The sequence below is a fragment of the Streptomyces sp. NPDC098789 genome, from assembly GCF_044759975.1.
Classification (GTDB): domain Bacteria; phylum Actinomycetota; class Actinomycetes; order Streptomycetales; family Streptomycetaceae; genus Streptomyces.
In genome coordinates this window covers 233,323-248,053 of record NZ_JBIWAJ010000005.1, presented here as the reverse complement: position 1 = coordinate 248,053, position 14,731 = coordinate 233,323, and the positions used below count along the sequence as shown (strand labels likewise).

The window sequence follows — 14,731 nt, the reverse complement described above, 5'->3', positions numbered from 1 at the left end:
GGAGTTCTGCCATGACCCACGCGCACACCCCCGCGCCCAGCACCGCCACGCCCCGCACCCGCCCCTGGCACGGCATCATGGTCGCCACCGCGCTGCCGATGCGCGAGGACCACTCCGTCGACTACGACGCCTACGCCGACCACGTGGCCTGGCTGATCGCCAACGGCTGCGACGGCGTCGTGCCCAACGGTTCGCTCGGCGAGTACCAGACCCTCACCGACGAGGAGCGCGCCCGGGTCGTCCGCACCGCCGTCGAGGCCGCCGGCGACGGGGCCCGCGTCATGCCCGGCGTCGCCGCCTACGGCAGCGCCGAGTCCCGCCGCTGGGCCGAACAGGCCGCCGAAGCGGGCGCGGGCTCCGTCCTGCTGCTCCCGCCGAACGCCTACCGCGCCGACCACGACGCCGTGCGCGCCCACTACGCCGAGGTGTCCCGGGCCGGGGTGCCCGTCGTCGCCTACAACAACCCCATCGACACCAAGGTCGACCTGACCCCGGCGCTGCTCGCCCGGCTGCACGCCGACGCCAGCATCGTCGCCGTCAAGGAGTTCACCGGGGACGTCCGCCGCGCCTACGAGATCGCCGAACTCGCCCCGGGCCTGGACCTGCTGATCGGCTCCGACGACGTACTGCTCGAACTCGCCCTCGCCGGCGCCGTCGGCTGGATCGCCGGCTACCCCAACGCCCTGCCCCGCTCCTGTGCCACCCTCTACCGGGCCGCCGTCGCCGGCGACCTGGAGACCGCACTGCCGCTGTACCGGTCCCTCCACCCGCTGCTGCGCTGGGACTCCAAGACCGAGTTCGTCCAGGCCATCAAGCTCTCCATGGACCTGGCCGGCCGCCCCGGCGGCTCGGTGCGCCCGCCCCGCTTCCCGCTCACGGGCGAGATCGAGGCAGCCGTCCGCGCCGCCACCGAAAAGGCCCTCGCCGAGGGCCTCAACTAGGCCTGCACGGCCCGCCCGCCGCCCCGCCCCGCCCGCCCATCCGCCCGGCCGCCGGCCGAGACCCCTGGGGGACCCCATGCGCACCCGCCACGTCTACCACGCCGTGGACTCACACACCGAGGGCATGCCCACCCGGGTGATCACCGGCGGAGTCGGGGTGATCCCCGGCGCCACCATGGCCGACAAGCGGCTCCACTTCATCGCGCACATGGACCACATCCGCACCCTGCTGATGAACGAACCGCGCGGACACGCGGCGATGAGCGGGGCCATCCTCCAGCCGCCCACCCGCCCCGACGCCGACTTCGGGGTCCTCTACATCGAGGTGTCGGGGCTGCTCCCGATGTGCGGCCACGGCACGATCGGGGTCGCCACCGTCCTCGTCGAGACCGGCATGGTGCCCGTCGTCGAGCCCGTCACCACGGTCCGCCTCGACACTCCGGCGGGCCTGGTCAGCGTCGACGTCCAGGTCCGGGACGGGGTGGCCGAGCACGTCACCCTCACCAACGTCCCCTCCTTCTGCGTCGGCCTCGACCTCAAGACCGAGGTCCCCGGCCACGGCACCGTCACCTACGACCTCGCCTACGGCGGCAACTTCTACGCCTTCGTCGAACTCGACGCCCTCGGCCTGCCCTTCGACCGGGACCGGGGCAACGACCTGCTCGCCGCCGGACTCGCGATCATGGAAGCGATCAACGCGGGCGAGGACCGGCCGGTCCACCCCGAGAACCCCTCCATCGGCGGCGTCAAGCACGTCTACCTGGCCGCCCCCGGCTCCGACGCCGAGCGCTCCCGGCACGCGATGGCCATCCACCCCGGCTGGTTCGACCGCTCGCCCTGCGGTACGGGGACCTCCGCGCGGATGGCCCAACTGCACGCCCGGGGTCTCCTCCCGCTCGGCCGCGACTTCGTCAACGAGTCCTTCATCGGCACCGAGTTCACCGGCCGCCTGATCAGCGACACCACCGTCGGCGACCTCCCCGCCGTGGTCCCCACCGTCACCGGCCGGGCCTGGATCACCGGCACCGCCCAGTACTTCCTCGACCCGTCCGACCCCTTCCCCGGAGGGTTCCAGCTGTGACCGCCGAGCACGCCCCGCACGTCCCGCCCGTGCCGCACGACCCGAGCGCCGCGCACGCGTCCGTGCGGACCACCGACTACCACACCGCCGGAGAACCCTTCCGGATCGTCACCGGCGGCCTCCCGCCGGTGCCCGGGGACACGGTGGCCGAGCGCTGCGCCACCGCCATCGGCCCCGGCGGCAGCGGTACGGCGCCGCGCCGGGGCGCGTTGGACGACGTACGCCGCCTGCTCGTCCAGGAGCCGCGCGGGCACGCCGGGATGTACGGGGGGTTCGTGGTCCCGCCCGACGACGACGGGGCCCACTTCGGGGTGCTCTTCTGGCACAAGGACGGCTACTCCACGGCCTGCGGACACGGCACGATGGCGCTCGGCGCCTGGGCCGTGGACAGCGGGCTGGTCCCCGCCCCGTACGAGGGCGACGCCCGGGTGCGCATCGACGTGCCGTCCGGCCGGGTCACCGCCACCGTCCACCGCACCGCCGGCCGCACCACCGGGGTCACCTTCCGCAACGTCCCGGCCCGGGTCACCGCCCGCAAGGTGCCCGTGGCCACCTCGTACGGCGTGGTCGAGGTCGACCTCGCGCACGCCGGAGCCTGCTACGCCTCGGTCGCCGCACGCGACCTCGGGTTGGAGACCGACCGGGAGGCGCTGCCCGCGCTGGTGCGGGCCGGGCAGGAGATCCGGGCGGCGCTGGCCGGCCACCCGGGCACCTGGCACCCGGACGGGCCGCTGCTGTCCGGGGTGTACGGGGTGATCCTCCACGAGGAGCTGCCCGACACCCCCTTCGGGCCCCACCAGCGCAACGTGACCGTCTTCGGTGACGGCCAGATCGACCGCTCGCCGTGCGGATCGGGCACCTCCGCCCGGCTCGCGCTCCTCGCCGAGGACGGCCGGCTGGGCGCGCACGAGGACCTGCTGCACGAGTCCGTCACCGGCACGGTCTTCACCGGGCGGGTGCTGCGGCCCGCCGACTCGGCCCGGCCGGCCGCCGACGGGCTGGTCACCGAGGTCACCGGCACCGCCCACCGCACCGGCGAGCACGTCTTCCTGCGGGACCCGCACGACGTCCTCGGCACCGGATTCGCCCTGTGAACGCCGCCCCCGCGCACGGCGCCCTGCCGCAGTTCTCCGCCGAGCGGATGGCGGCCCTGCTCACCCCCACCGCCGCGGCCGACGCCCTGGCGTACGCGCTGCGCCACGGCCCCGACCCCGAGGGCTGTCCGCAGCGGACCGCGCTCGCGGTGCCCGGCGGCGAACTGCTGCTGATGCCCGCCGCGTCCGGCGCGTACGCCGGGGTGAAGGTCGCCGGGGTGGCCCCCGGCAATCCGGCCCGCGGGCTGCCCCGGATCACCGGGTCGTACCTGCTGCTGGACGGCCCCACCCTGCGCCCGCTGGCCCTGTTCGACGGGGCGGCCCTCACCGCCCTGCGCACCCCGGCGGTCTCCGCCCTGGCCCTGCGCCACCTCGCCCCGGTCGGGCGGCCGCTGCGGCTCGTCCTGTTCGGGTCGGGACCCCAGGCGTACGGGCACCTCGACGCGACGCTGGCGGTGCGGGAACTGGCCGAGGTGGTGGTGGTCGCCCGTGACCCGGCGGGCGTCGAGAAGCTGGCCGCGCACGCCCGCACCCTCGGTGTGCCCGCCCGCGGCGGCGGTCCCGGCGACGTGGCCGGCGCGGACCTGGTCCTGTGCTGCACCACCGCCCGCGAACCCCTCTTCGACGGGCGGCTCGTGGCGGCCGGCGCCACCGTGGTCGCGGTGGGCTCGCACGAACCGGACGCCCGCGAGGTGGACACGGCGCTGGTGCGCCGGGCCGCGGTCTACGTCGAGTCCCGCGCGGCCGCGCTGCGCGAGGCGGGGGACCTGCTGATCCCGGAGGCCGAGGGCGCCATCGGGCCCGGTCATATCAACGGCACCCTGGCCGACCTGGTCGCGGGGCGGACGGCGGGCGGGCGGCCGCAGGGTTGTCCACAGCTCTTCAAGAGCGTGGGCATGGCCTGGGAGGATCTTGCCGTGGCGGTGGCCCTGTACACGGCCGCCGGGGGCAACAGCGAAACGTGACATTGTACGCTGTGCCTCTGCGATCCTCGGAGGAAAAGCTATGGGTGACCTGAAACAGAACAGTCTCATCAAGGCCCAGGAGCGGCTCCGCGACCAGGTCGGGCACGCTCTGCGGGCTGCCCTGATAGCGGGTGAACTCCGCCCCGGCAACGTCTATTCGGCGCCCGGGCTGGCCGGCGAACTGGGGGTTTCGGCCACTCCGGTGCGCGAGGCGATGCTGGACCTGGCCCGCGAGGGCCTGGTGGAGCCCGTGCGCAACAAGGGGTTCCGGATCACCGAGGTCAGCGAGCGGGACCTGGACCAGTACACCGAACTGCGCACGATGATCGAGGTGCCGACCATCGGCCGGGTCACCGAGATCGCCACCGTCGCGCAGCTGGAGGCCCTGCGGCCGATCGCCGAGGAGATCGTCACCAGCGCCCGCGAGCACAACCTCATCGGCTACCTGGAGGCGGACCGCCGCTTCCACCTCTCGCTGCTCGCCCTCGCGGGCAACGACCGGCTCGTCGAGACGGTCGGCGACCTGCGCAAGCGCTCCCGGCTGTACGGGCTCACCGGACTCGACGAGGCGGGCAAGCTCGTCTCCTCGGCCGAGGAGCACGTCGAGCTGCTCGACCTGATGATCGCGGGCGACGCGGCGGCGGCCCAGGCCTGCATGACCCGCCACCTCGGGCACGTCCGCTCGCTGTGGGCCCAGGGCCGCGACGAGCCCGTGGGCCGCAGCACGGTCCGCCTGGGCGGCACGGCGGCCGCCCGCGCCTGATCCGGCGGCCACCCGGTCCTGATCCCGGGCCCGATCCGGCGCCCGCCGCCGTGCCTGGCGCCGTGTCCGCCGCCGCGCCCGCCCCACCGGGGCCCCGACCTCCTGACGGTCGGGGCCCCGGTGGCGTGTGCGGCCCCAACTCGCTTGCCGCGCAGCACATTTGGACACGGCTGGATAACGGCGGTGCAGACCCCTTGTCAGTGCAATTTCACATTACTATGTTACCGGTCACATCGTAGAGCGCGGCCCTTCCCAGGAGTGACCCATGACCAAGCGCCACCAACTCGCCCTCGCCACCGCCCTGGTGGCGGCCCTCGCACTCGGCGCCTCGGGCTGTTCCGGCACCAAGAAGGGCTCCGCGGGCGGGGGCGCGGGCGGGGTCAACCCGGCCGCCGCCAACGACGGCCTGACCATCGGCGGCACCCCGGCCAAGGGCGGCACCCTCACCGTCCTGTCCAACCAGGACTTCGCCCACCTCGACCCGGCCCGCAACTGGGTGATGCCGACCATGGACTTCGGCACCCGGCTCCTCTACCGCACCCTGGTCACCTTCAAGGCCGAACCGGGCAAGGCCGGCAGCGAGCTCGTCCCCGACCTCGCCACCGACCTCGGCACCCCCTCCAACGGCGGCCGCACCTGGACCTTCACCCTCAAGGAGGGCCTGAAGTACGAGGACGGCACCGCGATCAAGGCCGCCGACATCAAGTACAACGTCGAGCGCTCCTTCGCCCCTGACCTCACCGGCGGCCCCGACTACGCCGCCCAGTACCTGGCCGGCACCGAGGGCTACAAGGGCCCCCTCCAGGGCAAGCACCTGGACTCGGTCAAGACCCCGGACGACCGCACGATCGTCTTCGAACTGAAGCGGCCCGTCGCCGAGTTCTCCGCGACCACGACCCTGCCGACCTTCGCCCCGGTCCCGCAGGCCCAGGAGAAGGGGCCCCTGTACGACGCCCGCCCGTTCTCCTCCGGCCCGTACAAGATCGAGTCCTACGACCGGGACAAGAAGCTCGTCCTGGTCCGCAACGAGCACTGGGACCCGAAGACGGACAGCGTCCGCAAGGCGTACCCCGACAAGTTCGTCGTGGTCATGGGCCTCAAGGGCGGCCAGGTCGACGACCGCATCATCGCCGGGGAGGGCGCCGACGCCTCCACCGTCGAATGGGCCAACATGCGGCCCGAGAGCGCCCCCAAGGTGCTGCCCAAGCCGGAGATCAAGAAGCGGCTGCTCGCCGAGTCCCAGGGCTGCACCACCATGCTCAACCTCAACAACTCCCGTGCCCCCTTCAACGACCCCAAGGTCCGCGAGGCCATGCAGTACGCGGTCGACAAGGAGGCCGTCGTCACCGCGGGCGGCGGCCCGGCCCTCACCGAGGTCGCCACCTCCTACCTGCCGCCCGCGCTCGCCGGAGGCAAGCAGGCCGACCCCCTCAAGATCGCACCGGCCGGTGACCCCGCCAAGGCCAAGGAGCTCCTCAAGGCCGCCGGCAAGGAGGGTCTGAAGGTGACGTTCTCCGTCTCCACCGGTGACAAGGGTCGGGCGGAGGCCATCCAGCAGGGCCTGGCCCGCGCGGGCGTCGAGGTGGTCATCGACACCGTCGACCCGGGCGCCTACTACGACGTCATCGGCGACCTGTCGACCACGCCCGACATGACCCTGAGCGGCTGGTGCCCCGACTACCCCTCCGGCTCCACCTGGATCCCCTTCGTCTTCGACGGACGCACCATCAAGCCCAAGGGCAACCAGGGCAACAACAGCCAGTTCCGTGACGACGCGACGATGAAGCGGATCGACGAGATCAACGCCATGGCCGACGCGAAGGAGGCCAACCAGGCCTGGCGTGACCTCGACGCGGCCGTCATGGCCAAGTCCCCGTCCGTCCCGCTCTTCCTGGAGCGCAAGCCGCTGCTGGTCGGACCCAACATCGCGGGCGCCTTCGGCCACCCCGTCTGGGTCGGCCAGATCGACTACGCGACCGTCGGTCTCAAGGACCCGGCGAAGAGCCAGGGCTGACCATGACCGACACCGCACCCGCCACCGCCCCCGGGGCGGTGGCGGCCGAGGTCCCCCCGGGCAGCAGCCCCTGGCAGCTCGCCCGGCGGGAACTGCGCCGCCGCCCCGCCGTCCGCGTCAGCCTCGCGATCGTCGTCCTCTTCGTCGTGATGGCCGCCGCCGCCCCCTGGCTGGGCGCCCTCGGCGGCTGGTCCCCGGACACCTTCGACAAGAGCGCCATCGACCCCTACCTCGGCGGCCTCCCGCTCGGCCCGCTCGGCGGCATCGGCCCCGACCACTGGCTCGGCGTAGAACCGGTCACCGGCCGCGACCTGTTCGCGCGCGTGGTCCACGGCGCCCAGGTGTCCCTCCTGATCGCCTTCACCGCCACCGCGATCGTCGTCCTCGCCGGGACCGCCGCGGGCATCGCCGCCGGGTACTTCGGCGGTCGCACCGACGCCGTCCTGTCCCGGCTGATGGACCTGACCATGTCCTTCCCGTCCCTGATCTTCATGATCGCGGTCCTGTCGGTGGCCAAGGACGTCGACCGGATCGTCCTGATGACCGCCGTCATCGGCCTCTTCGGCTGGCCCGGGATCGCCCGCGTGGTGCGCGGGCAGACCCTCTCCCTCAAGCACCGCGAGTACGTCGACGCGGCCCGGGTCGGCGGCGCCGGCGCCTGGCGGATCCTGACCCGGGACATCCTGCCCGGCGTCGCCGGCCCCGTCATCGCCTACACCACCCTGCTCGTCCCCGGCATGATCAGCACCGAGGCGGCCCTGAGCTACCTGGGCGTCGGCGTGCGCCCACCCACCCCGTCCTGGGGCCAGATGATCGCCGAGAGCGTCGCCTTCTACGAGACCGACCCCATGTACTTCGTCATCCCCAGCGCCTTCCTCTTCCTCGCCGTCCTCGCCTTCACCCTGCTCGGCGACGCACTGCGCGACATCCTCGACCCGCGGGGCGGCCGCACGTGATCCTCTACCTCCTGCGCCGCCTGCTCGCCCTCACCGGGGTGCTGCTCGCCATCGCCGCCGTCACCTTCGTCATCTTCTACGTCCTGCCCTCCGACCCGGCGGCCGCCGCCTGCGGCAAGACCTGCAGCGTGGAACGGATCGCCGCGGTCCGCGAGTACCTCGGCCTCGACCAGCCGCTGTGGCGCCAGTTCCTCGACTTCCTCACCGGCATCTTCACCGGGCGCAGCCAGGGCACCGGCCAGTACGCCGTGCACTGCGACTTCCCGTGCCTGGGCTACTCCTACGAGAACTCCGTGCCCGTGTGGGACCTGCTCATGGACCGGCTCCCGGTCTCGGCCTCCCTCGCCGTCGGGGCCGCGGCCCTGTGGCTGGTGCTGGGCCTGGGCGCCGGGGTCACCGCCGCCCTGCGCAAGGACACCGCCACCGACAAGGCCCTGATGGTCGGCGCCGTCGCCGCCGCCTCGCTGCCCGTCTACTTCACCTCCGTGATGCTGATCTACGGGGTGATCCGCGTCGCCGACCTCCTGCCCTACCCCAGCTACCGACCCTTCACCGACGACCCGGTCGGCTGGGCCACGAACCTGCTGCTGCCCTGGACCGCGCTCGCGCTGCTCTACGCCGCCATGTACGCCCGCCAGAGCCGCGGCTCGATGATCGAGGCGATGGCCGAGCCGTACATCCGTACCGCCCGGGCCAAGGGCATGCCCGAACGCACCGTCGTGGTCAAACACGGCCTGCGCTCGGCGATGACCCCCATCCTGACCATCTTCGGCATGGACCTCGGCGGCCTGCTCGCCGGAGCCGTCATCACCGAGTCCATCTTCGGACTCCCCGGCATCGGGCGGCTCTTCTACGGCGCCCTCGTCAGCTCCGACCAACCGGTGGTCCTCGGGGTCACCCTGCTCGCCGCCTTCTTCATCGTCGTCGCCAACCTCGTCGTCGACCTCCTGTACGCCGTCATCGACCCGAGGGTGAGGTACTGATGGCCGCTCTCCTGGAAGTGCGCGACCTGCACGTCACGTTCACCACCCCGCGCGGCACCGTCCGCGCCGTGGACTCGCTCGGCTTCACCGTCGAGGCCGGCCGCACCCTCGGCATCGTCGGGGAATCCGGATCCGGCAAGTCCGTCACCTCGCTCGCCGTCATGGGGCTGCACCGCGGCGCCGAGATCGGCGGCTCCATCGCCCTGGACGGTCGCGAACTCACCACGCTCGGCGAGAAGGAGCTCTCCCGGCTGCGCGGCCGCAAGATGGCCATGATCTTCCAGGACCCGCTCTCCAGCCTGCACCCCTACTACACGGTCGGCGAGCAGATCGCCGAGCACTTCCGGGTGCACTTCAAGGCGGGCCGGGCCGCCGCGCGCAAACGCGCCGTGGACATGCTCGGCGAGGTCGGCATCCCCGAACCCGCCCGCCGCGCGGGGGAGTACCCGCACCAGTTCTCCGGCGGCATGCGCCAGCGCGCGATGATCGCCATGGCGCTGGCCTGCGAACCCGACCTGCTCATCGCGGACGAGCCCACCACCGCCCTCGACGTCACCGTCCAGGCCCAGATCCTCGAACTGATCGCCCGGCTCCAACAGGACCGCGGCCTCGGCGTCGTGATGATCACCCACGACCTCGGCGTGGTCGCCCGGGTCGCCCACGAGGTCCTGGTCATGTACGGCGGCCGGGCCGCCGAACAGGCCCCGGTCGACCAGCTGTTCGCCGCCCCCGCGCACCCCTACACCCGGGGCCTGCTGGAGTCGCTGCCCCGGCTCGACGACGCCGACGACCAGCCGCTGCGGACCATCCCCGGCTCCCCGCCCTCCCTGCGCGAGCCCGCCCCCGGGTGCGCCTTCGCCCCGCGCTGCGCCCGCGCCGCGGCGGGCACGGAGGCGGAGCGCCGGCAGTGCGCGACGGTCCGCCCCGCCCTCGACCCGTATGCGGGAGCCGAGCGCCTAGTGGCCTGCCACTTCGCGGGCCCCGGTACCGCACCCGCGGCCGCGGGTCCCGTCCAGGAGGCCTCCCGGTGACCGAGACAACGCCCACGACCACCACGTCCACCGCGCCCTCCACGAGCGCCCCGGCCGGTGCGGGCGGCGCGCCGCCCCTGCTGTCCGTGCGCGACCTGACCATGACCTTCCCCGGGAAGCGCTCGGTCACCGGCCGCAAGGGCGCCCCCGTCCGGGCCGTGGACGGAGTGTCCTTCGAGCTGGCGGCCGGCGAAACCCTCGGCCTGGTGGGGGAGTCGGGCTGCGGGAAGTCCACCACCGGGCGGATGCTGGTCCGCCTGCTGGAGCCCACCTCGGGGAGCATCGCCTTCGAGGGCCGGGAGATCGGCCGCCTCTCCCAGGGCGCCATGCGACCGCTGCGCCGCCACCTCCAGATGGTGTTCCAGGATCCGCACTCCTCGCTCAACCCCCGCCAGACGGTGGCCCGGATCATCTCCGACCCGCTGTTGGTGCAGGGCTGGAGCGCGGCCGACGCCCGCCGCCGGGCCGCCGAGCTGATGGAGCTGACCGGGCTGATCCCCGAGCACATCGACCGCTACCCGCACGAGTTCTCCGGCGGCCAGGCCCAACGCATCGGCATCGCGCGCTCCCTGGCCACCAGCCCCCGGCTGATCATCGCCGACGAGCCGGTCTCCGCCCTCGACGTCTCGGTGCAGGCGCAGATCGTCAACCTGATGGAACGGCTGCGCCGCGAACTCGGGCTGGCCTACGTGTTCATCGCCCACGACCTGTCGGTGGTCAAGCGGGTCAGCGACCGGGTGGCCGTGATGTACCTCGGCCGGATCGTCGAGATCGGGGACAAGCACGCGCTGTACGCCGACCCCCAGCACCCGTACACGCGGGCGCTGCTGTCCGCCGTACCGCTGCCCGACCCGGCGGCCGAGCGGCGGCGGGAGCGGATCGTGCTGCTCGGCGACCCGCCGAGCCCGGCGGCGCCGCCGCCCGGGTGCTCCTTCCACCCGCGCTGTCCCAAGGCGGCGGACATCTGCCGCACGGAGCGGCCGGTGCTCCGCGCCGTCGCGGGACGCGATGTGGCCTGTCACTTCCCGGGGAACTGACGCGGCCCCGCCGTGAGAGGGGGGAAGGGCCCCGCCACCGGTCGACGGTGGCGGGGCCCTTCCCCGTGGGGCTCCGCGGGCGGCTCAGGCCAGGCCCAACGCCTCCCGGAAGAAGTCCAGCTCCAGCGCCATCACCTTCTCCCGCACGCCCCCCGTGGCCATGTGCGTCACCCCGGGCAGGGCCAGCAGCCGGTGCGGGCGCCCGGCGTCGGTCAGCGCCCGCGAGAGCCGCAGCGTGTGCGAGGGGTGCACGTTGTCGTCGGCCAGCCCGTGGACCAGCAGCAGGGGCCGGGTCAGCGCCGGGGCGTCACCGATCAGGCAGTCCCGCTCGTAGACCTCCGGCTCCTCCTGGGGCAGGCCCAGGTAGCGCTCGGTGTACGCCGTGTCGTAGTGCCGGAAGTCGGTCGGCGCCGCGCCCGCGGCCGCCGCGTGGAAGACGTCGGGGCGCCGCAGCACGCCCATCGCGGCCAGGTAGCCGCCGTAGGACCAGCCGCGCACGCCGACCCGGCCCAGGTCCAGGTCCGGGTGCCGCTCGCCCAGCGCGCGCAGCGCCGCCACCTGGTCCTCCATCGTCACCCGCGAGAACCCCCGGTACATGGCGTGGGTGAAGGCGGGCGAGACGTAGGGGGTGCCCCGGTTGTCGACGGTGACCACGGCGAAGCCCTGGTCGGCCCACCACTGCCGGGCCTGCCAGCGCCGCGGCTCCGCGCACACGTCCTGGTAGCCGGGGCCGCCGTAGGTGTCCAGCAGGACCGGCAGCCGCCGGCCCGGGACATGACCCCGCGGCAGCACCAGCGCCGTGGGGATCCCCAGCTCGGTGACCCGCTCGAAGCGCGGCTCGACCCGGTAGGGCAGCGGCTCGGCGAGGTCGGCGACGGCGAGCTCGCGCCCGTCCGCCGTGCGCAGGGTCCGCCGGAACCCGTCGGCGTCGGCCGAGGTCACCAGTAGCGCCCCGGCGGACGCGAGGGCGGTGTGCACCCCGGGCCCGTCGGCGAGCGCGGTCAGCGAGCCGGTGCCGGTGTCGAGCAGCAGCACCTGCTGCTCGGCGGGGTCCCGCAGGCCGGCCTCGATGAGCAGGCGCCCCTCGTGCTCGCCGAGCACCGCCCGCACCTGTACCTCGTCCCCGGTGAGGGGTACGCCGTCCAGTGCCAGGGCGCGCGCGACCCCGCCCGGGGTGTCGACGGCGGTCAGCATCCGCCCGTCGGACAGCCGCGCCGGGGTGCCGGGCACCAGGGGGTCCACCCACTGCGGGTGCGTGGTGCGGGACAGCTCCACGGTCCGCCCGGTGACCGGGTCGGCGCTGAGCAGCACCGCCGTGCGCTGGAGCCGGTCCTGGACGGTCAGCAGGATCTCCCCGCCGGCGCCGCCGCCGGTTTCCCAGGACGCGTCGCTGACGTAGGGGAAGGCGGCCGCGTCCCAGTCGAGCCGGGCCCCCGGTCGGCCGTCGGCGCCGAGCACCCGCAGCTGCACCTCGGCGTTGGGGCCGCCGGCCTCCGGGTAGGCGAAGTCCTCGGCGGGGCGCTCGGGGCGCTCCGGGTCGGCGAACCAGCGGCGCTGGAGGGCGTCTTCCACGACCCGGGCGACCAGCAGGGCGTCCCCGTCGGGGGACCACCAGTGCCCGCGGGCCCGGCCGAGCTCCTCGGCGGCGGCGAACTCGGCGACGCCCCACCGGGCTCCGTCGTCGGGGCTGACCCGCCCGCCCGGGGTGACGTACAGGGCGTCCTCGCTCACGTAGGCCGTGCGCGAGCCGTCGGCGTTCGGGCGCGGGTCGAAGGCGGCCCCGGCGGTCGGGAGCTCCTCGGGCGCCGCGTCCTTGTCGGCGGTGACCGCGTACAGCCGCCCGTAGAGGGTGAAGACCGCCCGGCGGCCGTCGCCGGCGAGGGCGTAGGAGCCGATCCCGGCGGCGACCAGCCGGATCCGTTCGCGCAACCACCTTTCGGCGCGGGGGAGTTCACCGGGGCCGTCCGGCAGGAGTGCGCGCGCGTCGGCGAGCCGGGTCTCGACGCCGGTGGCGGTGTCGAGCACCCGGAGGTCGTCGTACGGGTCGGTGGGCCCGCCGGACCGGAGGAACCAGAGCAGCCGGCCGCCGTCGCCGAAGGAGAACGCGCGGGGAGCGCCGTAGCTGAACCGGGCGGTGTCCGCGGAGAGGCGGAGGAAGTCGTCCAGGGGATTCATGTTCGAAGTGTGACATGTGAAATAGCACATGCTCTAGTCCGTTCGAGTGGTGACCCCCGGAGCGCGGGCTTAGCGTCGAACAGTGGACCCGAACACATCGCCGAGCACCAGCGGGACCGAAGGCAAGGTCCGAGGGGGCGGCAACGGCGGGCTCGCACTGCTCGTCATCGCCTCCTGCCAACTCATGGTCGTTCTCGACATCACCATCGTGAACATCGCGCTGCCGCACATCCAGACCGCCCTCAAGTTCTCCACGGAGAGCCTCTCCTGGGTCGTCAGCGCCTACACCCTCACCTTCGGCGGACTGCTGCTGCTGGGCGGCCGCGCCGGTGACATCCTCGGCCGCCGGCGCGTCTTCGTCTTCGGCGTGCTGCTCTTCGGCCTGGCCTCGCTGCTCGGTGGGTTCTCCCAGAACGCGGGCCAGTTGCTGGCGGCCCGCGCCCTCCAAGGCGTCGGCGGCGCGATCGCGTCCCCCACCGCGCTCGCCCTCATCACCACCAACTTCCGCGAGGGCCCCGCACGCAACCGCGCCTTCGGCGTGTTCGCCGCCGTCTCCGCGGGCGGCGGCGCCATCGGCCTGCTGGCCGGCGGCGCGCTCGTCGAATGGCTCAACTGGCGCTGGGTGCTCTTCGTGAACGTCCCCATCGCCCTGCTGATCGCGCTGGTGGCCCCGAAGGTGATCCGCGAATCCGAACGCCACCCGGGACACTTCGACTTCCTCGGCGCCCTGACCTCCACCCTGGGCATGGTCGCCCTGGTCTACGGCTTCATCCGGGCCTCGCAGGAGGGCTGGAGCGACCCCTACACCCTGGCGTCCTTCGCCGCGGCCGTCGTCCTGCTCACCAGCTTCATCATGGTCGAGCGGCGCTCGCCCCAGCCGATCACCCCGCTGCACATGTTCGCCGACCGCAACCGCGCCGGCACCTACGGCATCATGCTCTTCCTCGCCTGCGCCATCTTCGGGATGTTCTTCTTCCTGACCCTCTTCGTCCAGAACGTGCTCGGCTTCAGCCCGATCCGCGCGGGCCTCGCCTTCCTCCCGGTCAGCGCCGTGATCGCGGTCGGCGCGGGCGTGACCTCACAGCTCCTGCCGAAGTTCGGACCCAAACCCTTCATGGTGGCGGGCGCCCTGTTCGCCGCCGCCGGCCTGGGCTGGCTCACCTTCACCGACGTGCACTCCACCTATCTGGGCAGCATCCTCGGCCCGATGCTCCTCTTCAGCCTCGGCATGGGCATGCAGTTCGTCTCCCTGACGCTGATGGCCCTCTCCAACGTCCCCGACCGCGAGTCGGGCGCCGCGTCCGGACTCCTCAACGCCATGCAGCAGGTGGGCGGTTCGCTGGGCCTGTCCATCCTGGTGACCCTCTACGGGACGGCCAGCCGCAACGAGGCCGCCAAGCAGGTGCCGGCCTTCCTCGCCAACTCCACCCCGGAGCAGAAGCTCGCCTTCCGGCGCACCGGCCAACTGCCCGGCCCGTACGGCGCCCAGGTGCTGACCTCCGGAGTGACGGCGGCGTTCGTCGTCGCGGCCCTCTTCACCCTGGTCGCGGCCATCATCGCGCTGGTGGCCATCCAGGTCCGGCCCTCCGACCTCGAACGCCTGAAGGGCACGCACACCCCGGCGGCCGTCTGAACCGCACCGGCCGGGCCGGGAGCGCCGGACGGGGACGCGGGCCGGGAACGCCACGATG

At 73.4% G+C, this 14,731-nt stretch carries 12 protein-coding genes; 11 read left to right on the top strand and 1 reads right to left on the bottom strand.

All coding sequences use genetic code 11. The annotated features are described in order from the left end of the window. The first annotated feature begins 11 nt into the window (after window positions 1–11). The 10 genes from ACIQWR_RS13620 (at window position 12) to ACIQWR_RS13575 (ending at window position 10,865) form a co-directional block, all read left to right on the top strand. A complete protein-coding gene (locus tag ACIQWR_RS13620; protein ID WP_404008030.1) occupies window positions 12–941 on the top strand; it encodes a dihydrodipicolinate synthase family protein in 930 nt (309 codons plus the stop codon). A gap of 76 nt (window positions 942–1,017) precedes the next feature. Further along, window positions 1,018–2,022: a proline racemase family protein gene (locus ACIQWR_RS13615; RefSeq protein ID WP_404008027.1), complete on the top strand. Its 1,005-nt coding sequence runs from the start codon at window positions 1,018–1,020 to the stop codon at window positions 2,020–2,022. A 29-nt stretch (window positions 2,023–2,051) separates the two neighbouring features. Beyond that, the gene (locus ACIQWR_RS13610) at window positions 2,052–3,116 is read left to right on the top strand and encodes a proline racemase family protein (RefSeq protein WP_404008492.1); all 1,065 of its coding nucleotides are present in this window, start codon (window positions 2,052–2,054) and stop codon (window positions 3,114–3,116) included. 47 nt (window positions 3,117–3,163) lie between these two features. Then, entirely contained in the window at window positions 3,164–4,081 is a 918-nt protein-coding gene (locus tag ACIQWR_RS13605; protein ID WP_404008490.1) for an ornithine cyclodeaminase family protein, read from the top strand. Between the two features lie 40 nt (window positions 4,082–4,121). Next, window positions 4,122–4,844, top strand: a complete 723-nt coding sequence (locus tag ACIQWR_RS13600) for a GntR family transcriptional regulator (RefSeq protein WP_404008024.1) — start codon at window positions 4,122–4,124, stop codon at window positions 4,842–4,844. Window positions 4,845–5,109: 265 nt separating this feature from the next. After that, window positions 5,110–6,858 (top strand): ABC transporter substrate-binding protein, encoded by a 1,749-nt coding sequence (locus ACIQWR_RS13595; protein ID WP_404008021.1) that lies wholly within the window; start codon window positions 5,110–5,112, stop codon window positions 6,856–6,858. A 2-nt stretch (window positions 6,859–6,860) separates the two neighbouring features. Next, window positions 6,861–7,814 (top strand): ABC transporter permease, encoded by a 954-nt coding sequence (locus ACIQWR_RS13590; protein ID WP_404008019.1) that lies wholly within the window; start codon window positions 6,861–6,863, stop codon window positions 7,812–7,814. Continuing rightward, the gene (locus ACIQWR_RS13585; RefSeq protein WP_404008016.1) at window positions 7,811–8,797 is read left to right on the top strand and encodes an ABC transporter permease; all 987 of its coding nucleotides are present in this window, start codon (window positions 7,811–7,813) and stop codon (window positions 8,795–8,797) included. Before ACIQWR_RS13590 ends, ACIQWR_RS13585 begins: the two co-directional genes overlap by 4 nt. Then, the gene (locus ACIQWR_RS13580) at window positions 8,797–9,828 is read left to right on the top strand and encodes an ABC transporter ATP-binding protein (protein ID WP_404008013.1); all 1,032 of its coding nucleotides are present in this window, start codon (window positions 8,797–8,799) and stop codon (window positions 9,826–9,828) included. Before ACIQWR_RS13585 ends, ACIQWR_RS13580 begins: the two co-directional genes overlap by 1 nt. Window positions 9,829–9,929: 101 nt before the next feature. Continuing rightward, on the top strand, window positions 9,930–10,865 hold the full coding sequence (locus ACIQWR_RS13575) for an ABC transporter ATP-binding protein (protein WP_404008487.1): 936 nt from the start codon (window positions 9,930–9,932) through the stop codon (window positions 10,863–10,865). Between the two features lie 84 nt (window positions 10,866–10,949). Here ACIQWR_RS13575 and ACIQWR_RS13570 read toward each other — a convergent pair whose 3' ends face one another. Further along, on the bottom strand, window positions 10,950–13,040 hold the full coding sequence (locus tag ACIQWR_RS13570; RefSeq protein ID WP_404008011.1) for a prolyl oligopeptidase family serine peptidase: 2,091 nt from the start codon (window positions 13,038–13,040) through the stop codon (window positions 10,950–10,952). An 82-nt stretch (window positions 13,041–13,122) separates the two neighbouring features. Here ACIQWR_RS13570 and ACIQWR_RS13565 point away from each other — a divergent pair, with 82 nt between their 5' ends. Next, window positions 13,123–14,673 carry an MFS transporter gene (locus tag ACIQWR_RS13565; RefSeq protein ID WP_404008009.1) on the top strand — a complete coding sequence of 517 codons (1,551 nt, stop codon included), beginning with the start codon at window positions 13,123–13,125 and terminating at the stop codon, window positions 14,671–14,673. Window positions 14,674–14,731 lie beyond the last annotated feature (58 nt).

Bases quoted from the DNA above. Each gene is read 5' to 3' on its own strand.
- ACIQWR_RS13620 (WP_404008030.1), top strand. From the start codon at position 12: ATGACCCACGCGCACACCCCCGCGCCCAGCACCGCCACGCCCCGCACC.
- ACIQWR_RS13615 (WP_404008027.1), top strand. From the start codon at position 1,018: ATGCGCACCCGCCACGTCTACCACGCCGTGGACTCACACACCGAGGGC.
- ACIQWR_RS13605 (WP_404008490.1), top strand. From the start codon at position 3,164: ATGGCGGCCCTGCTCACCCCCACCGCCGCGGCCGACGCCCTGGCGTAC.
- ACIQWR_RS13600 (WP_404008024.1), top strand. From the start codon at position 4,122: ATGGGTGACCTGAAACAGAACAGTCTCATCAAGGCCCAGGAGCGGCTC.
- ACIQWR_RS13595 (WP_404008021.1), top strand. From the start codon at position 5,110: ATGACCAAGCGCCACCAACTCGCCCTCGCCACCGCCCTGGTGGCGGCC.
- ACIQWR_RS13590 (WP_404008019.1), top strand. From the start codon at position 6,861: ATGACCGACACCGCACCCGCCACCGCCCCCGGGGCGGTGGCGGCCGAG.
- ACIQWR_RS13580 (WP_404008013.1), top strand. From the start codon at position 8,797: ATGGCCGCTCTCCTGGAAGTGCGCGACCTGCACGTCACGTTCACCACC.
- ACIQWR_RS13575 (WP_404008487.1), top strand. From the start codon at position 9,930: ATGACCTTCCCCGGGAAGCGCTCGGTCACCGGCCGCAAGGGCGCCCCC.
- ACIQWR_RS13570 (WP_404008011.1), bottom strand. From the start codon at position 13,040: ATGAATCCCCTGGACGACTTCCTCCGCCTCTCCGCGGACACCGCCCGG.